Below are 20358 nucleotides of genomic sequence, written 5' to 3' on the forward strand. Positions count from 1 at the left end.
CGGCTGAACGGGCTCACTCCGCCCGCCCGGTCACCACGCCCCGTGAAACCTCAAAAGACCAGCTCAAACCATTCATCGTCAATACCCGGGGACGCAGCTCATCGGCGAGGATATAGGACTTGTCGTGGTAGCCGAGCAGATACTCGTCGAAGGCGGGCAGCGTGTGGTCGGCGGCCAGGGCGGCGGCGATCTCCGCGCCGGTGACGTCCGCCTGCCAGGCGCCCATCCAGTAGCTCACCCCGCCCAGGTCGATCTCGACGACGTCGCGGGCGGCGGCGATGGCCTTCCGCGCCTCGGCCACCGTCAGCTTCGACCACCACACCAGATCCTTCGCCGTCGCCGGCCCATGGGAGTGCAGGTAGCGGGTGGCCAGCTCGGCCAGCGATTCCTCCCGGGGCATCTCCCGCTGCTCCACCAGCAGGTCGTCGACGTGCACGAACGTCTCCTCCGAGCCCTTCTTCGGCCCCTGCACGACGTCCCCCTCACCGCCGAGAGCGCGCAGCAGGTGGGGTCCGCGCCCGTCCCCGGGGTCGACGCCCGCCGCGGCAAAGACCCGGTAGGCCCCCTTCCGGGACAGTGGATCCTCCAGGCCGCGTTCCCGCAGCTCCGCGTGGAGCGCCTCGCGTGCTACCCCCACGTCCTCGGGGCTCAGCCCCAGCGCCGGGCGTCGGCCGGCGGCGGCCTTCTCCACCCGGGGTGAGAGCAGGCGCATCATCCAGCGCGCGTCCTCGGGCGGGAGGAAGTGCAGCGTGCCCCGCTGGGGCCAGGCGCGCACGATCTCGTACCGGTCGACGGCCGCGAGGACCTCGGCATCGTCCACATCCGCGCGCAGGGCGATCGCCCGGATACCCGCCGGATAGGTCTGCCCCTGCAGGGCGAGCAGGTGGCGGGCGACGTCGACGGGGCCGGTCAGGGCGTCACGGGCGGCAGTGGGTGCGAGCCCCTGGGCGATGAGGCGGCGGGCCCTGAGTTCGACGAGGTCAGGGGAGTGGTCCATATCCGCGATCGTAGCGCCGGATCACCCGGCCGTCGCGGACCTCGACGGCGGCGTCGAAGACGTCGAGCAATGAGCGGTCGTGGGTGACCATGACGCAGGCGGCACCGGTCTCCTCCGTCAGCTCCCGCAGCAGTTCGACGATCCCGCGTGAACGCGACGCGTCCAGTGCGGAGGTCGGCTCGTCGGCGAGCAGCAGTCCGGGGGAGCCCATCAGCGCCCGGGCGATATTGACGCGTTGGCGCTGGCCGCCGGAGAGCTGGTGCATGCGCCGGTCGCCGAGCCCGTCCAGTCCGACGCGCTCGAGCAGTTCCGTCGCCCGGTCGGCCCGCCCGCGCAGCGCCTTCCCGCGCAGGCCGCGAATGTGGTCGGTGAGCAGCAGTTGGTCGCGGGCGGTGAGCGAGCCGATGAGGTTGGCCTGCTGGAAGATGATGCCGATGTGCTCGCGACGCACCCGGGCCCGCTCGGCCTCCGGCACACCGTCCAGCGCCACCCCGGCCACGGACACGGTGCCGGAGTCGGGCACCACCAGCGCCGCGGCGACGGACAGCAGGGAGGACTTGCCGGAACCGGATTCGCCGACGATCGCGGTCATCTCCCCGGCGCGCGCCTGCAGCGAGACCCGGTCGAGCGCGGTGACGGTGGAGTCACCGTCGGGGTAGATGACGGAGACGTCGTCGATGGCCAGGCGGGTCAGACGGTCAGTGAGGGTGGTCATGCGTTTCCTCCGAGTGCGAGCAGCGGGTCGATCCGGGCGACGCGGCGGGTGGCGATGAGTGCGCCCAGCAGCCCCAGGAACCAGATGCCCAGGGCGGGGGCGAGGACGGTCGAGGTGGTGAGCAGGAAGGGGACGGCCCCGCCGGCGAGTGAGCCGAGGGCCCAGCCGAGCAGGGCCCCGGTAACGACTCCGACGCCGAGGATCAGCGCCGCCTGGCCGAGGGCGTCCTTCATCAGGTACCCCGCGTCGGCACCCAGGGCGCGCAGGATCGACAGGTCGCGGGTGCGCTGGATGGTCCAGACGGTGAGGAAGGAGATGGTCACCAGGGCGGAGATGCCGTAGAGGAAGCCCTGCATGGTCACCAGCGAGCCGCGCTCGGACTGGTAGGCGGCCAGGCCGGCGAAGGAACCGGAGACGGTCTCGGCCAGGGTGCCGGTGCTTTCCGACGCCGCCTCCCACGCGGCATCGTCAAGCGTGCCGTCGACGGCCAGGACGGTGCCGAGGACGTCATCGCCCACGTGCGCGACCGACTGCCAGGTGCCGGAGTCGACCCAGACGACCGCGGAGTGGGAGTGGAATTCATCCGGGGCGGTGCCGGTGACCTCGGCGTCACGGCCCGAGAGGGTGACGACCTCGCCCTCGTGCGCGCCGACCTCCTCGGCCAGGGACGCGGAGACCACCGCGCCGTCGTCGGGAACGGTGCCGCCGCCGGGCAGGCCGGTGCCGGCGGGCAGGCCCACGACCGCGACGGAGACGGCACTGTCGGCCTCCAGGCGGGTCTGGGTGAAGCCGACCGGGGCCACGCCGGTGACCCCGTCGATGCCCTCCCAGGCCGCGACGTCGCCGGCGGTGATGGCCGAGTCGGTGAAGGAGACTTCCGGCGACTCTCCGGCGGTGGCGGGGGCGAAGACGTAGCGGTCCGGATCGAGCGCCTGCAGGGCAGAGATGTTCTGCGCCCCGAGGCCGCCGGTCAGCCCGGTGAGCATGACGAGCAGCAGCGTGATCAGCCCGACGACGGATCCGATGAGCGCGAACCGGCCCCGGGCGTGGGCGATGTCGCGGATTCCGAGGAACATGAGGACCTTTCAGTGAGGTGACGTGACTGTCCTCGATTGTTGCTTCCGCAGGCCACGCAAACATCGGCTGAGCGCCTGAATCCCGGATCAATCATCCGGTTGACTGCCCCTCGACCGGCCGGCCGATCCGCCCCGGAAACGACGACACCCCGCGTCCCGGATCGTTCTCCAGGGCACGGGGTGACGGAAAGGCGTGAAGGCCTACAGCGGCAGCTCCGGCAGCTCGATGCCGTTCTGCGCGGCGACCTCCTGGATCTGCGGGTACGCGAGGGCGACACCACCGGCGACGGCCGCGACGGTGGCGGCGATGGTGTAGCCGTACCAGGCCTGGGTGAACTCGCTGGTTTCGTCAGCGTTCTTGGAGGAGCCGAAGATGTTGCGCTGCTCCTCGGTGGCGTTCAGGTTATCGCCCACGGTGGAGGAGAGGGAGTTCGAGGAGAGGCCCTCGGAGGAGGTGGAGGACTCCTGAGCCATGGCCGGGGTGACGGAGAGGGCCAGGGCACCGGCGGCGGCCAGGGCAACGGTCGCGTTACGCAGAGAGCGCATTCGAGATCCTTTCAGTTCGATTATTCAATGAAGCAACAATCAACCTTAACCGAACTGCTCCTGGCGGCCTGTCATCGGTGGCCCCGTGCCCTACCCCTCCGCGAGGTCTACCGTCGGTGAATATGACCCCCTCGCCGACGCCACAGCCGACGCCGACCCCGCTGCCCCACGTGCTGAAGTTGCTGCGCCTCGGACTGCACATGATGTTCGCGTTCCTGCTGGTCTTCGGCCTCCTGCGCCACCTGCTCGACGATCCCCGCCACGCTGTCTCGTCACCGGTGCTGCCGCTGGTTCTGGCCCTCGGCGGGATCTACCTGACGGGCACCCTGTGGGAGAACCGCCACGCCCGGGGTGCCACCGGACTCGACCCCACCCCCTTCGCGCCGGCGTGGCTGGCGTCGGTCACGGCTCTGTGGGTGGGGCTGGTGGTGCTCTCGATCGACTTCGTGTGGCTGCTGTTCCCCCTGGTCTTCCTGTTTCTCCACCTGACCTGGCCCGTCGTTGGCATCCCGGCCACGGTGCTGCTGTGGGCGGTGGCGGCGTTCGCCCCGGCCTGGCTGCACCCGGAGGCATGGACGGCCGGGGCGGCCGTGGGACCGGCCATCGGTGCGGTGTTCGCGGTGGCGATCTACTACGCCTACCGCGCCCTGCACGCGGAGGTGACCCACCACCGGAGGGTGGCGGAGCAGCTGCGGGCGACGCGGGCGGAGCTGGCCGACTCCGAGCATCAGGCCGGCCGCCTGGAGGAGCGTGAACGACTCTCCCGGGAGATCCACGACACCGTAGCCCAGGGACTCAGCTCCATTCTGCTCGTCGCGCGTGCCGCCCGCGGCACCCTGGACCGCGGTGATGCCGAAACGGCCGCCCGGCAGCTGGGCACCATCGAGGAAGCGGCCGCCGACAACCTCGCCGAGGCCCGCCGCTTCGTCCGCGACCTCGCCTCCCCAGCGCTGGGAGAGTCCCTCCCGGAGGCACTGCGGCAGGTCATCGAGCGCACCCGCGCCCGGCAGGAGGCCCTCGGAGAGTCCCTGGACATCTCCCTGCACCTGGCCGGCGATACCGGCCGGCCCCTGCCTGAGCCGGTCAACCGCACCGTGCTGCGGGCGGCGCAGGAGGCGCTCGCGAACGTCGTCAAGCATGCGCAGGCGTCGATGGCGGTGGTCACCCTCGAGGTGTGGGACGACTCCGTCACCCTGGACGTCTTCGACGACGGCCGCAGCTTCGACGGTGGGTACGGTTACGGGCTGCGCGGGCTTGAGGCCCGCGTGAGCGCGCTCCACGGCGACCTCGTCATCGAGACCGGCGACGGCACCGCGCTCGCCGTGCACCTACCCCTGACCTCGCAACGGGAGGACACCCCATGATCCGTGTCATGCTCATCGACGACCACCCGGTCGTGCGCGCCGGGCTACGCACCATACTCGACGCCTTCGACGACATCGAAGTCGTCGCCGAGGGCGCCGAGGGCTCGGCGGCGCTGACGGCGACGACCGCCAGCGTGGACGTGGTGGTCTGCGATATCCAGATGCCCGGCATGGACGGCATCACCGCCACCCGGCGGCTCGCGGAGACGGGTGGGCCGCCGGTGCTCATCCTCACCACCTACGACACGGAGGCCGACATCGTCGCCGCCGTCGAGGCCGGGGCGCTGGGATATCTGCTCAAGGACGCACCCGAGCAGGCGCTCCACGACGCCGTCGTGACCACCGCGCAGGGCCGGCGCACGCTCTCACCGGAGGTCGCCGCAGCCCTGGCGGAGCGGGTGAGCCGTCCCCGGCAGGCCCTGTCGACCCGCGAGATCGAGATTCTCCGCGCGCTCGAGTCCGGGGCGGGCAACCGGGATCTGGCCCGGCAGCTGTTCATCTCCGAGGCGACCGTCAAGACGCATCTGGTGCACATCTACCAGAAGCTCGGCGTGGAGAACCGCACCGCGGCGATCACCGCCGCCCGGGAGCGGCGGCTGATCTGAGGGGTAGCCTGAAAGGCGCCGTCGTCCAGGATCCGAGGAGAGCACATGAGCGAGTCGACGCCCGCCGGCCATCACGAGGCCATCATCATCGGTGCCGGCCAGGCGGGTCTAGCCACCGCCTACTACCTGCGGCGGGCGGGCGTGGACTTCCTGATTCTGGACAATCAGACCGCCCCCGGTGGGGCGTGGCAGCAGTACTGGCCGAGCCTGGCACTGTTCTCCACCTCGGACTTCTCCAGCCTGCCGGGCCGGCAGATGCCCCCTCATGAGGGTTATCCGCCGGCCTCCCACGTGGTCGACTACTTCACCCGCTATGAGCAGCGCTACGACCTGCCCGTCGAGCGCCCCGTGGACGTCACCGCCGTGGAGCACGACGGTGAGAGGTACATCGTGCGTGCCGGGGACCGGTTCTGGACGGCCGATAATATCGTCGCCGCCACCGGCATCTGGTCCTCACCCTATGTGCCCAGCTACCCCGGCACCATCACCGGCGCATTCTGGCACAGCGCCAACTACCCGGGGCCCGAGACGTTCCGGGGCCAGAAAGTCGCCGTGATCGGCGGTGGGAACTCGGGCGCGCAGATCAGCGCCGAGCTCTCCGAGGTCGCCGACGTCACCTGGTACACGCTCAGGGAGCCGCGATGGATGCCCGACGACGTCGACGGCCGCGAGCTCTTCCGCCGCAATCGGCAGCGCGCCCTCGCCATCCAGCGCGGCGAGGAGGACCCGGGCGCCGATTCGGAGCTCGGGGATATCGTCATGGTGCCGGAGGTCCGGCGGGCCCGTGACGAAGGACGGCTGAAGGCCACACCGATGGTCGGCTCCCTCGACGAGATCGACGCCGACCACCTCATCTGGTGCACCGGCTACCTGCCGGCGCTGGGGCCCTTCGAGGATCTTCTCGACGGCCGCGAGCCGAGACAGCCGGGCCTGTACCTGGTCGGCTACGGCGACTGGACGGGGCCGGGTTCGGCGACGATCGTGGGCGTGTCCCCTTACGCACGGGACACCGCCGCACGGATCGCGGAATCGCTGGGCAAGCCGCGGAAATGAACTGACTCGGGGGCGGGGTCCTGCCGCCCGATCATGAAAAAGGGCCCGAATTCAGGTTTTCGGGCCTGGCGGCGGCGGGCCAATGATGGATTGCCGCTGTTTTCAGGAGTGCCCTCCGACTGGCGTGGCGGACCGTCACTCACACGTGCCGCCGGACCAGCCTGACTGAGCCCTCGGGACCCTACCCCCGGTCAGCGCCGTGGGCGCCGGTGCCCTCGATGCTGGTGACGGTGGTCAGGAGGAAGACGGAGTCCGCCAGGGCGGTCACGGAGTGGCGGTAGTGGGTCAGGGTGACCAGCTCGCCCTCGTTGACCTCGGTCTCCTCCTGGCCGGTGACCTTGACGTTCCCCCTGAACAGGAACAGGGAGGCTGCCGGCGGGGAGTTGTGCTCGGCCAGCTCGGTTCCCTCACGCAGGGCGATGACGGTCTGGCGCAGCGGACCGTCATTGATCAGTAGCTTGGCCATCCGGCCGTGCTCATTCTCCCGGGCCTGTTCGAGCAGCTGACGGGCCTTTTCTTCGACGATGGACATGTCGGACCTCCTTGGAGACGCATTCGACGACTGTGATTTCGAGCCTACTCATCACGCGTGGCGTGCGTCCGCGCATTGATAGCACTAAAGTCCCCTCTCGTTCTTGCCCACGATGGGGCATCCTGCGCGGAAGGAAGCGCATTGACCACCACCGAAGTACGTACCACCGCCGTACCCTATGTCCCGTTGACCGCGATGGGTTTCGCGGCTTTCGTGTACGTGACATTCGAGATCTTCACCGTCGGCCTGATCACCCCGATGGCCGCGGATCTGGGCGTGCCCGAGTCCCATATCGGCCTGCTCATGAGCATGTACGCGGGTGTGGTCGCCGTGGTGACCATCCCCGCCATGCTCGCGTGCCGACGCCTCGACCGGCGCACCCTCTTCCTGGCCACGCTGGGATTCCTGCTGGTCGGCACCATCCTGCAGGCCACCGCCACCGGCTACGGGCAGCTCGTCATCGCCCGCATCGCCGCAGCCCTGACCCACGGCGTCTTCTGGTCGCTGGTGGGCCCGATGGCCGCCCGGCTGGCCCCCGCCGGGAGGACCGGCACCGCGGTCGGTCTGGTGTCCCTCGGTTCGACAATGGCCCTGGTCCTCGGTTCACCGGCCGCCACCTGGTTGGGCGGGGTGATCGGCTGGCGGGGTGCGACCTGGGCGCTCGGACTGCTCGCGGTCGCCTCGGTGGCCGTGCTGGTGCCGACGCTGCCGAAGCTGCCGCCGTTGGCGAAGGATGACCACCCCAGCATCGAGGCGGTGTCGAAGTGGGGGGTGCCCTCGCTCATCGTCTTCCTGCTCCTGGCGGTCACGGCCTCGTTCGTCACCTACACCTACCTGGGACTGATCGTGTCGCACACCGCCGGTGCGGAGCTGGTGCCCACGGGCCTGACCGCGTTCGGTGTGTTCGGACTGGTCGGGGTGCTGCTGGCCACCCGGCTCGTGGACCGGCGCATGATCCGCTTCAACTTCTCGGCCACGGTCCTGTTCATGGTCGCCGCGGTGCTCGGCATCGCAGCGTTCTCCCAGCTCGACGGTGGTCCGACACTCGGGTCCACGGCCCTGATCTTCCTCGGCCTCGCGGTCTGCGGCGTCGGCTACGGCGCGCTGCCGACGGTGGCGACGACCCTCTTCCTGCACGCCGGGCGCAACAACCAGGACGTCGCCTCGTCGCTGTACGTGGTGACCTTCCAGGTGGGCATCGCCTCCGGCTCGGCGGCCGGCGCCACCGCAGTGGACGCCGGGCAGCTCCCCGCCACGATGTGGCTGATGCTGGTGCTCGCCGCCGCGGCCACCGCCACGCTCGCCGCCTGGTCGCGGCCGCTGCTGCGGTAGCGGGTCAGTCCGCCACGAGCGCCGTGTACAGCCGCTCGAAATCCCCGCGCGCGTGCCGGTAGTGCCCGGCATGGCCGGCGACGGGGGACCAGGCCTCGTCGAAGGGCGGGGTGGCGCGCCCGACGTCCGGGGCGAGGACGTCGAGGGCGATCAACGCAGTGCCGCGCAGGGTGGCACGCTTCATCGCCAGCGGGACGACGGGCACCTCGAGGGAGTCGGCCAACGGCTGCAGCCACGCGGGGTGGTCGATGGTCACCCGCCCGGAGGCGATGACCCGCTCCGGCTGCGCCCCGGCCTCACCCAGAGCGTCCCAGACGCGCCGGTAGGACAGGGCGAGCCCCTCGACGACGCCGCGCCACAGGTCGGCGGGGCCGGTGGCGGTGGTCAGCCCGACGAGGCTGGCGCGGGCGTCCGAGGCCCAGCCGGTGGCACGCTCGCCGCTGAAGAAGGGCAGGACCGCGGGGGCGTCGTCACGCGGGGGACCGGCGAGGACCTCGCCCAGCTCCCCGTCGACGGGCGCGACGGTGTTCTCCAGCCACTCGACGGCGCGGCCGACGTCGTTGAGCGCGCCGCCGAGAATCCACGCCGCACGGGAGAGGCGGTAGCACCACAGCCCGTCGGGGATGGTCCCGGGACGCTGCGAGACGATCACCCGCATCGCGCCGGAGGTGGCGGCGGCGACGGCCGCGGTGCTGGAGTCGACCGCGCCGGGACCGATATTGGAGGGCCAGCCGTCGGGGATGGCGTGGAACCAGTCCGCGTCGGCGAGCATCCGCCACTTCTCCGGCAGCGCGTCCGCGGCGGGGCGAGCGGGCTGGTCGGGGTCGTGGACGGCGGCGAACAGATCCGGGTCAGTGCCGCAGGCCTGCAGGATCGGCAGGTCGAGTTCACCGGTGTGCAGGTCCAGGATCCCCGACCAGGCCGCCATGGAGGTGGCGATGCCGCGGATGCCGGCCAGCCGCAGGTAGACGTATTCGCCGATGGTCATCGCAGCGTGCGTGCGCGCGAACGTCTCCGGGTCCTCCTGCTGGAGCCACAGCAGGCGGGAGGGGTGGTAGGAGGTGTGCAGCCGCACGCCGGTGCGGGCGTGGTAGTCGGCTTCATCGACCCGCTCCTGCAGGAAGCGGACCTGCCGGTGGGAGCGGGAGTCGGCGTAGGTGAGGCAGGGGGTCAACGCGTCTCCGTCGGCGTCGACGAGGATCAGCGAGGAGGCGAAGGAGTCCATGGCCACGCCCGTGACCTCGCCGACGAGCCGGTTCTCCTCCGCGAAGGCCACGACGGCGTCGACGATCTGCGCGCACTCGTCGACGACCTGCCCGGCGTCGATGGTGCTGGTGCCGTCGCCGGCGGTGGTGAACGCGTGCGCGATACGCTCCTTGGAGCCCTTCACCGGGCGCCCCGTGGCGTCGTAGAGCCCGCCGCGGGAGGCCGTCGAGCCGACGTCGAGCGCCAGCACGTACGGCCCCACCGATTCACTCAGCTTCACCGACATGGTGGGGATCTTCTTGGTACCTGAGGTGCTCGACATCGCCCTTGTTTCTCTCCTCGGCTGGCCTGCGCGGTGTGTGGTGCCAGGATAGTGGGTGCTACCGCTCTCCGACCCGAAGCCCGGAGTCAGGGGCGCCGTCTGCGGGCCGGAGAACATATGTGGAAGGAACACCGCAACCAGCAATGATGATGATGCAAGAATAAACCCGCTGGTCAGCGGGAGCCTCTTTCATACATACATGCTTCATACATACATGCTTCATACATACATGCTTCATCTTTCATCATGGGTGCCCCACGCACGTCGCACCAGTGGCGCGGTCAGGTACCCTCGCCCCGGACACGAGAAGGAGCCGACATGTTCTTCCATAACGCCCATGACCGTGACCACCTCGCCCACCTGGAGGGGCGCATCCACCGCCTCGAGGCGACCGTGTCCCGCCAGCAGCAGATCATCGCCGAACTGGCGCGGCGGGCGGATCTACCCCCGCTGGAGCCCCGCGATCTGACACCGGAGGACACCCTCCCGGACGAGGTGCGCGCACTGCTGGACCGTGGCAGGGAGATCGCCGCGATCAAGCGCTACCGCGAGTTGACCGGCGCCGGCCTCCGCGCGGCCAAGGAGACCATCGACCGCGCGCAGGGCAAGGGGTAGCCCGCGGCGCTAATCGACGCCGCACTGCTCCGCGTCGGCGGCGTGCTCGCCCTCCGCGCGGGTCAGGCCCCAGCGGACGAGCCCGGCGACGACGGGGCTGCGGGCCAGGTCACCGTGGGAGACGGGGACGCCGCAGGTGGCCTCGACGTCGATATTGGCCACGTCGGCACCGTCGACGGACTCCAGCAGCGAGGTGGTGTACGGCGTCGCCGTGGTGTCCGAGGGGGTGTACAGGGCGGTGTAGATGATGCCCGGGGTGGTGTCCGGCAGTTCCCCGACACCCGTGATGTACTCGGACCCGGCCAGCTGCTGGAGCGCCGATTCACCGACGATCGCCGCCGAGGAACTGGGGGCCGTGTCGACCGCCGAACGCGCCCAGGTGTCGCGGCCGTCGAGCGTCGTACCCCGGAACGTGGCACCCAGGGCGACCACCCGGCCAACCTTGCCTGCGCCGCCGTAACGCTGGACGTAGACCTTGGTCAGTGTCCCACCCTGGGAGTGCCCGACCAGATCCACCTTCTCCGCGCCGGTGGCCGCCAGGGCACCGTCGACGAAGACGGCGATCTCGGCGGCGCTGGCGTCGATGTCCGCCCAGCCGTGCTCGCCGGGCACCACGTTCCGCAGGTTAGGATGACCGGAGCCGTAGTGGATTGCCCACAAGCAGAACCCCTGCGCGCGCAGCCAGCGCGCGGTTTCGAGGAACTGGGCCGAGCTGGTGCCCGTCCCGTGGAGGTAGACCACCGGATTCGGGTGGTCGGGGGAGGGGACGCAGGACGGGTCGTTGAACACGGCGTCGACGGCCGGATCCGAGGACAGGTGCACGGTCGAACCGGTCTCCCGCGCGAGGCTGGAGCCACCCGCCAGATCCACGATCGGCCCGCTGGACAGTTCGGCGGCGGAGCCGTGCTCCCGGCTCACGCTCGAACCGCTGGAGAGCAGGGTGTTGACCTGGTGACTCTGGGCGTGGGCGGGGGAGATGGCCACTGTGGCCACTGTGGGGACTGTGGCCGCCAGGACGACGCCGGCGGCTGCGGCGGCGACGGCGGGGAGACCGCGGCGGAGGCTCGTCATGCCCAGAATCTAGGTCAGGCCGACGTCGTCGCGGGGGAAGTTCAGGTCACAATCCATGAACACTCCCGTCACACCAGGGGCAGGACAGGCACGGCCCTGCCGGCGGGATTCTCCGCCCACCCATGGGGATCCGTCAGTGCCGGGGTCCGGCAGGGAACACCGCTGATCGACGTCGGGCTAGGCCTTCAGCTCACACTGCTCCGCCCCCACGGCGTGATCGCCCTCCGCACGGGTAAGCCCCCAGTGAATGAGGCCCGCGACCTCCGGGCTACGCACCATGTCCTGGTGCGAGACAGTGATATCGCAGGCGGCTTCGACGTCGACATTGACGACATCCGCACCATCGACGGATTCAAGCATCGAGGTGCTGTTGGGGGTGGCCACGGTGTCCGAGGGGGTGTACAACGCGGTGTAGATGACATCCGGGGCGGTGTCGGGCAGCTGCTCGAGCGCGGTGACGGTCTCGGAGCCAACCAATTGCTGGGTGGCGGCCGCCCCGGCGGCGAAGGCCGATGAACCCGGCATGGTGTCAACGACCGATCCCAGGAGCTCGCCGCGGTCGTCGACGGTCGTGCCGTGGAATGTGGCCCCCAGGGACACCACTCGATCAACTTTCGCGGCACCATCCCGGCCCTGAATATAGGCCTTGGTCAACGTCCCGCCCTGGGAGTGCCCGACCAGATCCACCTTCTGCGCGCCGGTGACCGTCAGGACGTCGTCGATGAACTCGGCGATCTCGTCGAGACTTTCGTCAAGTTCGGCGTAGCCATGCTGGCCGGGCACGGCATTCAGGAGGTTGAAATGCCCGGAACCGTAGTCGATCGCCCACGGGCAAAATCCCTCACCCCGCAGGTACTGTGCCGTAGCGATGAACTGCTGGGAACCTGTTCCGGTGCCGTGGAGAAAGACCACCGGATTGCGGTGTCCGGGGGACGGTGAACAGTACTCGTCGTTGAAGACGTGGTGTATCTCCGGATCCGCGGAAAGGTGCACCGTGGATCCCGCACTCCGAGCGAGACTGGAGCCGCTGGACAGCTCCACAACCGGACCACTCGAGAGCTCCACCGCGGCGCCGCTGGAGTGACTGACACTCGAGCCACTGGAGACGAGGGTCCGCACCTGATGGCTCTGGGCATGGGCGGACGTGACGATGCCCGCAACGGCGAACACAGCGGTGGTGAGGACAGTAAGACCCCGGCAGAAACTTGCCATAGGGACAATTTAAACCGTCACTGCGGAAAGCCTTCCCCGAGGGGCGCCCGTCCGCGTCGGCACTCCCCGTCCAACTGCCGTAACCTGCGGGCATGCCGATCGCCGCACTACTGCTGTCCGTCACCGGTTCATTGCCGGGGATCACCCGGACCATCACTGTCCGCACAGACATGCCGCTGACCGACCTGGCCGAGGCGGTGGAGGCCGTCCTCGGTTTCTCGGGCCGGTCCCCGCACCTGCTGATGACCAGCACCGGTGGTTCCCGGCAGGTCTGGGAGGATGAGACGACCGGGACCGTGGCGGACCTGTTCAGGGAGGACCGGGCCTTCGCCGTGTTCCGCTACCACCCGCCCCGGAACTGGCACGTGGGTATCGAGCTCCTCGGATACGCGGGTGTGGACATGCCCACCCCGCTGCTCATCGAGGTGGCGGGCCCCGACGTCGTCGAGGCGTGCAACGGACCGGAGGAGATGATGCGGCTGCGCGATGCCGCCCGGGATTTCCTGGCCGGCATCGACCGGAGCCCCGCGAACAGTGCCGAGCTGAACGACCGCTTCCCGCACCTGTCGCCGAATCAGATGCTGCGCCGATTGACCACCGTCGACGACGTGGTGGTCGCGGAGCGGCTGGCCCAGCGCGTGCGGTCCGGGAATGAGGCGCCCCTGAGTTTCGACGACGAGGACGCACCTCTTCCGCCCGGGCCGGAAAACACCCCGGATCCGGTACAGAACTCGGTTCTCCGGCAGGCGATCGAGAAGTTCTTCGATGGACTCGAACCCGACGCGGTTGCACCCGGCATGGCGGCGCACGACGGCGATATCAGGGAGAATCTGCCGGAGCTGGACGAGAAGTCCGCGGAGACCGCCACGGAGCACATTCGGTGGGTGCTGGATCTGGTGGGCGAGGGGCGTCCGCTGACCCCCTCGGGCTACCTCAAGCCGGTCGACGTCACCGCCATCGCCGAACGCATCGGCCTGGACGAGCGCTGGCGGGGAAAGGCGAACCGCGAGAACTCCACCCTCCCGGTATTGATTCTGCGCCAGGCGATGGAGCATTTCGAACTACTCGAAAGGCGCGGCGGCCGCATCCACGTCACCGAGGCCGGCCAGCGACTGAAGAACCGGCCGCTGGAGCTGGCCCGTCATGTCGCCGCCTACCTGCCGTTGCTCTCTGACCCTGACGACCTGGCCCCGTCGATCACGCAGATGTGGGCCTGGGCCAACGAAATCGACAGCGATCCCGAACCCGGCCTGCTGATGGCCGCGACACACGTGGACAACCACCAGCTCTTTCTGGCGATGGGCGCCCTGGACCACTCAACGGATTTCTGGGATGTCTTCGCCCCCACCCGTCTGACCGAGGGGGGAAAGGCGCTGGTGGGGGAGATCCTCCGGAGATTCTGAGGTTGATCGGCCCCGCCGTCCCCTGCGGCCGCCGCTACACCTGCACGACCCGGTCCGGATCCCCCAGCCGGTCGCCCAGGCCGACGAGCACCGCGAACACCACACCCAGCAGCAGGGCCAGCCAGATCCAGACGGGATAGAACCGGGGTCCGAGCAGCCGGGCCACCAACGCCCCCAGGAACGCGCCGAGGGTGTTCATGATGACGTCGTCGATGTCGGAGTAGCCCAGTGCGAAAACGTACTGCGCGGTCTCCACGCCCAAGCTGAAGACGAGGCCGCAGCCGGTCGCCCACAGCAGGGGCCGGCGGGCGTCGGCAAGCAGCACGTAGACGAGCACGCCGAAGGGGACGAAGAAGGCGAGGTTGCCCAGGTAGTCGAAGAGCGGGCCGAACCAGCTGCCCGCCTCGACGAAGTCATTGAACGGGAGCAGCGAGAGCGAGCGGTTGCGTTGTTCGGCGGGGTCCCAGAGCAGGCCGATGACATAGAAGGCCTTGAGCATCGTCAGCGCCACCATCACCGCTGAATAGACCACCAGGGCCAGGGCGATGAGGATGGGGGCGGGTTGGGATCTGCGGGTCGGCATGCCCGCCGAGATTACCGGGGCATGATCACTGGCGATGTTTCACGTGAAACATCGCGCCCGTCACCTCAGTCGAACAGCGCCCCGGCGAACATCATCACCAGGATCACCAGGCAGGACGCCCAGATCAGCCCGAGCACGTAGCGGCGCCCCTCCGCGTTCAGGCGCAGCGTCAGCCACGCCCCCAGGGTCGCACCGGCGGTGTTGAGGATGAGGTCGTCGACGTCCGAGTATCCCCGCGCGAACACGAACTGGGCGACCTCGATGGCGAGGCTGCCCATGCCACCGATGAGCGCGACGCGGAGGAGGACGCGGCGTCGGGAAGCGCGGGCGGTGATGTCGGTGCGCGCGACCGTCCCCCACAACAGCACCACGAGGACGCCGACCGGGACGAACATGGCGGCATTGCCCAGTGTGTTGGTGATCGGCCCGTACCAGACCGGCGGATCGATGAATCCGTTGAAGGGGATGAGGTCGATGCTGCGACGGTTGTGGGCGGCCGCGTTCCAGAGGCCGCCGATGGAGAAGCTGCTCTTGAGCAGGGTCAGGAACAGGATGGTCAGGGCGACGAGCCCGGCGGTCACGAGATAGACCAGCCGGGCGGGGATTGTCTGCGGTATGCCCTTGTTCACCCGGCTGAGACTACCCAGCATTTCTGTGGACAACCTCCGAACCGGGTTCGTGTCAGCTTGTCCTCGTCCTGTCTCGCGCTCACGCGAAACAACAGAGACCGACCTAACGGACGGCATCGACCAAGATGAGCCCCAGTCCCGCCACACCCAGCAACACCATGCCGACAGTCACGGCGACCACGGAACCGACATTGGCCTCGACCCGACCATGGGCGAGACCGAGGCCCGCCCGCCGGTAGCGGCGGCGTTGTGTCAGGTAGATGGCCAGAGCCATGGTCCCCATCACGACGACGAGCGCGTGGATCGCGACGGGGAAGTGATTCGCCCAGCGCAGCAGGACGGCGCTGGCCACGGCCAGGGCAACGGTGGTCCTGGCCCAGCTGAGCGATGTGCGCTCCGGCTGCAGACCGGGATCATCGTGGAGGCGGGCGAAGGACGTCATGAGAGCAGACTCCAGATGGTCAACCCGCAGGCGCAGACGGCCGCGAGGGAGAGCAACGGGACGATGGCGGGCACCGGGAGGGGCTCGCCGGTGCGCATGGCGCGTTCGACCTTGAGCCAACGCAGCGCCGCCCCCAGCGAGATCAGCAGACCGACCGCGATGACCAGCACCGCGATGACCGACTGCGCCGTGGCGGAGACCTCCGGCAGGGGAAAGGCCTCCAGGGCGATGCCGCCGGCCAGGAAGGCCAGCGAGGTACGGGTCCAGGCCAGGAAGGTGCGCTCGTTGGCCAGCGTGAAGCGGGGATCCGGCTCGGTGCCCTCCGGCAGGAGGGTTCGGGCGAGCCAGGACCGCCGGGCGTCGTCGGCTCCGGCACCGTGCCCGGTGCCGACGTCCTTTGCGTGGGAATCAGTGAGACGTACGTTCATGGTTGACCGGGCCTAGACGTAGACGGACTCGGGGTGTGCCTCTTCGCGCAGCTTCCGCTGTCGGGCACGGACCTTGGTGAGCACCCCCTGGACGATGACGGCCATGATGATCAGGATCACCGCGAGCGACAGCGGGCGGTCGAGGAAGACACCGAAGTCACCGTCGGAGACGAGCATGGAGCGGCGGAACTGCACCTCGAGGATGGGGCCCAGGATGAATCCGAGGATGAAGGGCCCCAGATCGAAGGAGGCCTTGCGCAGCAGGTAACCGATGATGCCGAACACAATGGCCACGGCGACGTCGAACAGGGAGTTGCGCACGCTGAACACGCCGCAGATGGCGACCACGAGAATGATCGGGGCCATGACGGAACCCCGCAGGCGCAGCACCTGGACGAAGATCCGGATGAGCGGCAGGTTGAGGGCCAGCAGCAGGATGTTGCCGATGTACATCGAGGCGATCACACCCCAGAAGACCTCCGGGTGCTCGTTGATCATCGTGGGACCCGGGGTGATGTTCTGCAGCAGCAGGGCACCGAAGATCAGCGCGAGGACCGGGTTCGGGGGCACACCCAGGGTCAGCAACGGGATGAATGCTGAATTCGAGGAGGCGTTGTCCGCGGTCTCGGTGGCGGCCAGACCCTCGATGGCGCCCTTGCCGAACTTCTCCGGGCGCTTGGAGATCTTGCGCTCCACGCCGTAGGCCAGCACCGAGGAAACGGTTCCGCCGCCGCCCGGAATGACGCCGACGAAGAATCCCAGAATGGAGGAGCGCAGGATGGCCATCCGGGACAGCAGCCAGTCCGCCCGCGACGGAAGCGTGCGGTCGAGCTTCATCTTCTTCATGCCGGCATGGAAACCGTGCTCGGCGTTGTACAGCGTCTCACCGATGCCGAACAGCCCCACGGCGACGGCCACGATGTCGATGCCGGAGAGCAGGTCGAGTGAGCCGAACGTCAGCCGCTCCGCACCGCTGATCGGATCGAGGCCGATGGAGGCGACGAGGATGCCGAGGCCACCGGTGATCATCGCCTTGGCCTTGGATCCCTGCCCGATGAAGATGATCATGAGCAGGCCGATCAACGCCAGGGCGAACAGGTCCGGGGCACCGATGCCCGCGGCGAACGTGGCGAGGGTGGGGGCGAGGAAGGTCAGGCCGATGATGGCGACGGTGCCGCCGATGAAGGAGGCGATCGCGGTCAGGCCGAGCGCGGAACCCGCCTTACCCTGTTTCGCCAGTGGATAGCCGTCGAAGGTCGTGACCACCGAGGAGGCGTCACCGGGCAGACGCAGCAGGATGGCGGGAATGCGGCCGCCGTACATGGAGCCGTAGTAGATGCCCGCGAGCAGCATGATGGCGGTGGCGGCGTCGAGGTTGAAGGTCAGCGGCAGCAGCAGCGCGATGGCGGTGACCGGGCCGAGACCCGGGATGAGCCCGATGACGGTGCCGACGACCACCCCGAGGGTGACGTAGAACAGGTTGATCGGGCTGAACGCCACCTCAAAGCCGGTTGCGAGACTGGAAATGATGTCCATGGCTTCTTCTTTCAGCGTCGGGACCGGATCGGCGGGGTCACAGGCCGAGCCAGGCGGGGAGCGGGTTGATGGCGACCTGGAAGATGACGCCGAAGAGCAGGTAGGCGATGAGCGGGGTGGCGGTACTGACGATGAGACAGGCCCGCATGCTCTCGTGGCAGACCCACCGGATGATGACGAACATCATGAGGAAGGTGGCCGGGAGGAATCCGAGGAGCGGGTAGAGGGGGACGAAGGCCAGCAGAGCGACCGCCATGAGGGCGGGCCGCCCCACGGAACTCATGCGGTACGGCTCCGAGGTCGTCTTGTCCAGCACCGCGAAGGGAACCGCGGTGAGGATGACCGCGGCGATGATCATGGGCCACAGACCGGCCTCGGGCTGGGAGATCGTGCCGAGTCCGAGACTGAGCATCTGGACCATCACGATCACGGCGACCACGGCGATCGCCGCGCAGGTGACCCACTCGGCGACGACCGGGGCACGTTTCCCGGCGTGCTCGGCGGATCCGGTGACGGATTCGTCCAGGGACGGGTCGTCGGGGTGCGGGATGGGCTCTTCGGTGGGCGGCTGAGTAATCCCGTCCGTCGGGTCGACGGCGGTCTCGGTGGCGTTGTCCAGGCGGGTCATCGTTCCACTCCCAACTTGTCGTAGGAATCTTCGGTGCGGGCCCTCTCCATGGGCACGTAGCCGGTCATCCATTCCGGCCCGGGCTGTTTGGGCAGGTGGCTGCCGGTGGTCTCCAGATAGTCCTGGAAGACGGGTTGCTTCACAGCCTCCGCCGCCAGGGCCTCGATCTGCGCGGCGACGTCGTCGGGGATGTCGGCGGGACCGACCAGCGCCTGGGAGACGACGTAGTCGGCCTCCGGGAAACCCGCCTCGGTGATGGTGGGCACGTCCTCGAGCCCTTTCACCCGGACCGGTCCGGTGACGGCCAACGCCTTCAGGTCGCCGGCCTGGACCCGGGGCCGGGCACTGGTGATGTCGATGACGCCGAGATCGGACTCGCCGTTGGCCACCGACTGGACCGCGGCGGGGGAACCGTCGAAGGGGATGGCCTGGGAGTCCACCCCGAGCGCGTTGAGCACCTCGCCGGCGACCAGCTGGGTCATGTGCCCCTCGCCGAAGGAGGTGTGGGTGACGGTGCCGGTGGCCCCCGCGAGATCCTCGATCGTCTCGTAGGGCGAATCCGCCGGGGCCACCAGGACCAGCGGCTGTTCGGTGAGTACGGCGAAGGAACGGAAGTCATCGTCGCCGTAGCGCACCTCCTGCATCAGCGGGGCAGAGGTGAAGGCGGCAATCGGGGCAAGGAAGAGGCGGTGGCCGTCGGCGGCCTCGACCATGGCCTCCGTCGCGGCGATGATGCCGCCGGCGCCCGGGCGGTTGACCACGAGCATGGTCCCGCCGCTGACCTCCTCGAAGGCCTGGCCGAAGGATCGGGCGGTGGTGTCGTTCGCTCCACCTGCCCCGTATCCGACGAGCAGCTGGACCCGTTTGTTCGGGTAGTCCGCGGTGTTGGCGGCGGCCTGGCAGCCACTGAGCAGCAGGCCGGCGAGGGCGATGACGGCCACAACGGCCCGGACCATCGGTGTGCGTTGCCTGGTGTTTTCCACGGGTGTTCTCCTCTCTGGTGCCGGTCAGTGGACGCCGAGCACGCTGAGCGCGATGTCGTCGAGGTCGTCGGGGACGAGGACGCCACCGTCGAAGGTGGTGCCGGCCGTCTCGAGGACGGCCCGCGGGGTGTTGCCGGGGACGACGTGGTGCAGGGCGAGACGTCGGGCGTTCGCGCGGGTGGCGATCTCGCCGGCCTCCGTCGGGCTGGTGTGCGACTTGCGGTGATGGTCGACGGAGGCGCGCTCCATCTCGTTGCGGCCCGGGTAGGCGGCGTGCACCCAGTCGAAGTCGATGGCCTCGTGCAGAAGCAGGTCGGTGTTCTCCGCGAGAGTGACGAGGTTGTCGCTGGGACGGGTGTCGCCGGAGATCGTCACGCTGCCCGCCTCGGTATCGAAGCGGAAGGCGAAGGCCGGGGCGATCGGCGGGTGGACGACCAGGGTGGCGCTGACGCGGACGCGGTCGTCCTCGTGGATGACCCAGGGGGCCACGTCGGGGAAGGGGTTGTCGTTGGCGTGAAAGCCCACCTCCGGCGGGATGACGATGTTCCGGGGCTGCCAGACGTCGAGTGGGGAGGGCCGCAGGGCGTCGATGATGCGGTCGTTGAGGTCCGTGGCGTGCGCCTGCATGAGCGCGGTGAACAGGCCAGCGATTCCCGGGGTGGGGTTACCCGGGAAGATCGGCTCCACGGGAACCTGGGCGCGGGGAGAGATCTGCGGGAGCACCTGACGGTCCCCGGGGCCGTAGATCGGGATTTCCGGGAGCTGTCCGGCGAGGTCGAACATGCCGAAGATGGTGACCGAGTTGAGGTCGATGATGTGGTCGGAGTGCAGGTGGGTGATGAAGATGCCTGCCAGGTCCGAGATGTCGAGCCCGGCGCGTTTGATCTGCGTGAAGGTCCCGTGGCCGGCGTCGATGAGGTACCAGCGGTCGCCGACCACGACGGCGGTGGCGATGCCGCAGCGTGGAGCGGTGGCCTGGTCCGCGTTCAACCAGATTCTCGGGCCACCCCCGGTGCCGAGGGTGATGACTCGTGGAGTGGGGTCTGGACTCATGGTGTCCCGCCTTTCCGTTTGCCATGA

22 protein-coding genes are annotated in these 20358 nt (G+C 69.0%); 6 read left to right on the top strand and 16 right to left on the bottom strand.

Going from position 1 to position 20358, the window contains the following annotated elements:
* Positions 1 to 13: 13 nt before the first annotated feature.
* The 4 genes from A605_RS13920 to A605_RS13935 form a co-directional block, all read right to left on the bottom strand.
* Positions 14 to 997 carry a winged helix DNA-binding domain-containing protein gene (locus A605_RS13920; RefSeq protein ID WP_015402148.1) on the bottom strand — a complete coding sequence of 328 codons (984 nt, stop codon included), beginning with the start codon at positions 995 to 997 and terminating at the stop codon, positions 14 to 16.
* Positions 981 to 1712, bottom strand: coding sequence for an ABC transporter ATP-binding protein (locus tag A605_RS13925; RefSeq protein WP_015402149.1), 732 nt, complete (start codon positions 1710 to 1712; stop codon positions 981 to 983). Before A605_RS13925 ends, A605_RS13920 begins: the two co-directional genes overlap by 17 nt.
* Entirely contained in the window at positions 1709 to 2788 is a 1080-nt protein-coding gene (locus tag A605_RS13930) for an ABC transporter permease (RefSeq protein ID WP_015402150.1), read from the bottom strand. The genes A605_RS13925 and A605_RS13930 overlap by 4 nt, the downstream gene beginning before the upstream one ends.
* A gap of 201 nt (positions 2789 to 2989) precedes the next feature.
* Positions 2990 to 3334: a hypothetical protein gene (locus A605_RS13935; protein WP_015402151.1), complete on the bottom strand. Its 345-nt coding sequence runs from the start codon at positions 3332 to 3334 to the stop codon at positions 2990 to 2992.
* Between the two features lie 122 nt (positions 3335 to 3456).
* Between A605_RS13935 and A605_RS13940 the strand changes: the two genes are divergently transcribed.
* From A605_RS13940 to A605_RS13950, 3 genes are read left to right on the top strand one after another with little or no spacing between them, the layout of a single operon-like run.
* Complete coding sequence (locus A605_RS13940) at positions 3457 to 4698, top strand: sensor histidine kinase (RefSeq protein WP_015402152.1); 1242 nt, start codon at positions 3457 to 3459, stop codon at positions 4696 to 4698.
* Positions 4695 to 5303 (top strand): response regulator, encoded by a 609-nt coding sequence (locus tag A605_RS13945; RefSeq protein ID WP_015402153.1) that lies wholly within the window; start codon positions 4695 to 4697, stop codon positions 5301 to 5303. The genes A605_RS13940 and A605_RS13945 overlap by 4 nt, the downstream gene beginning before the upstream one ends.
* Positions 5304 to 5348: 45 nt before the next feature.
* Positions 5349 to 6356: an ArsO family NAD(P)H-dependent flavin-containing monooxygenase gene (locus A605_RS13950; RefSeq protein WP_015402154.1), complete on the top strand. Its 1008-nt coding sequence runs from the start codon at positions 5349 to 5351 to the stop codon at positions 6354 to 6356.
* A 181-nt stretch (positions 6357 to 6537) separates the two neighbouring features.
* Here A605_RS13950 and A605_RS13955 read toward each other — a convergent pair whose 3' ends face one another.
* Complete coding sequence (locus A605_RS13955; protein ID WP_015402155.1) at positions 6538 to 6888, bottom strand: cupin domain-containing protein; 351 nt, start codon at positions 6886 to 6888, stop codon at positions 6538 to 6540.
* Between the two features lie 141 nt (positions 6889 to 7029).
* Here A605_RS13955 and A605_RS13960 point away from each other — a divergent pair, with 141 nt between their 5' ends.
* A complete protein-coding gene (locus A605_RS13960) occupies positions 7030 to 8220 on the top strand; it encodes an MFS transporter (protein WP_015402156.1) in 1191 nt (396 codons plus the stop codon).
* A 4-nt stretch (positions 8221 to 8224) separates the two neighbouring features.
* Here the strand turns inward: A605_RS13960 and A605_RS13965 are convergent, their stop codons facing one another.
* On the bottom strand, positions 8225 to 9748 hold the full coding sequence (locus A605_RS13965; protein WP_015402157.1) for a gluconokinase: 1524 nt from the start codon (positions 9746 to 9748) through the stop codon (positions 8225 to 8227).
* Between the two features lie 318 nt (positions 9749 to 10066).
* Here A605_RS13965 and A605_RS13970 point away from each other — a divergent pair, with 318 nt between their 5' ends.
* Positions 10067 to 10363, top strand: a complete 297-nt coding sequence (locus tag A605_RS13970; RefSeq protein ID WP_015402158.1) for a hypothetical protein — start codon at positions 10067 to 10069, stop codon at positions 10361 to 10363.
* Positions 10364 to 10372: 9 nt separating this feature from the next.
* Here the strand turns inward: A605_RS13970 and A605_RS13975 are convergent, their stop codons facing one another.
* Together A605_RS13975 and A605_RS13980 are read right to left on the bottom strand one after the other, a co-directional pair.
* A complete protein-coding gene (locus tag A605_RS13975) occupies positions 10373 to 11434 on the bottom strand; it encodes an esterase/lipase family protein (protein ID WP_015402159.1) in 1062 nt (353 codons plus the stop codon).
* A 177-nt stretch (positions 11435 to 11611) separates the two neighbouring features.
* A complete protein-coding gene (locus A605_RS13980) occupies positions 11612 to 12427 on the bottom strand; it encodes an esterase/lipase family protein (protein WP_244428991.1) in 816 nt (271 codons plus the stop codon).
* Between the two features lie 311 nt (positions 12428 to 12738).
* Between A605_RS13980 and A605_RS13985 the strand changes: the two genes are divergently transcribed.
* Entirely contained in the window at positions 12739 to 14049 is a 1311-nt protein-coding gene (locus tag A605_RS13985; RefSeq protein WP_015402161.1) for a hypothetical protein, read from the top strand.
* Between the two features lie 34 nt (positions 14050 to 14083).
* Here the strand turns inward: A605_RS13985 and A605_RS13990 are convergent, their stop codons facing one another.
* From A605_RS13990 to A605_RS14025, 8 genes are all read right to left on the bottom strand, one after another.
* Positions 14084 to 14632, bottom strand: coding sequence for a VanZ family protein (locus tag A605_RS13990; protein ID WP_015402162.1), 549 nt, complete (start codon positions 14630 to 14632; stop codon positions 14084 to 14086).
* A gap of 65 nt (positions 14633 to 14697) precedes the next feature.
* Positions 14698 to 15237: a VanZ family protein gene (locus A605_RS13995; RefSeq protein ID WP_034990843.1), complete on the bottom strand. Its 540-nt coding sequence runs from the start codon at positions 15235 to 15237 to the stop codon at positions 14698 to 14700.
* 127 nt (positions 15238 to 15364) lie between these two features.
* A complete protein-coding gene (locus A605_RS14000; protein ID WP_015402164.1) occupies positions 15365 to 15703 on the bottom strand; it encodes a DUF202 domain-containing protein in 339 nt (112 codons plus the stop codon).
* Complete coding sequence (locus A605_RS14005; protein ID WP_015402165.1) at positions 15700 to 16131, bottom strand: YidH family protein; 432 nt, start codon at positions 16129 to 16131, stop codon at positions 15700 to 15702. Before A605_RS14005 ends, A605_RS14000 begins: the two co-directional genes overlap by 4 nt.
* A 12-nt stretch (positions 16132 to 16143) precedes the next feature.
* Positions 16144 to 17667, bottom strand: coding sequence for a tripartite tricarboxylate transporter permease (locus A605_RS14010; RefSeq protein ID WP_015402166.1), 1524 nt, complete (start codon positions 17665 to 17667; stop codon positions 16144 to 16146).
* Between the two features lie 37 nt (positions 17668 to 17704).
* Positions 17705 to 18295 (bottom strand): tripartite tricarboxylate transporter TctB family protein, encoded by a 591-nt coding sequence (locus A605_RS14015; protein WP_015402167.1) that lies wholly within the window; start codon positions 18293 to 18295, stop codon positions 17705 to 17707.
* Complete coding sequence (locus tag A605_RS14020; RefSeq protein WP_149029451.1) at positions 18292 to 19278, bottom strand: Bug family tripartite tricarboxylate transporter substrate binding protein; 987 nt, start codon at positions 19276 to 19278, stop codon at positions 18292 to 18294. Before A605_RS14020 ends, A605_RS14015 begins: the two co-directional genes overlap by 4 nt.
* Positions 19279 to 19302: 24 nt before the next feature.
* Entirely contained in the window at positions 19303 to 20331 is a 1029-nt protein-coding gene (locus A605_RS14025; RefSeq protein WP_034990806.1) for an MBL fold metallo-hydrolase, read from the bottom strand.
* Between the last annotated feature and the right edge of the window lie 27 nt (positions 20332 to 20358).

This window comes from Corynebacterium halotolerans YIM 70093 = DSM 44683, from assembly GCF_000341345.1.
GTDB classification, from domain to species: Bacteria; Actinomycetota; Actinomycetes; order Mycobacteriales; family Mycobacteriaceae; genus Corynebacterium; species Corynebacterium halotolerans.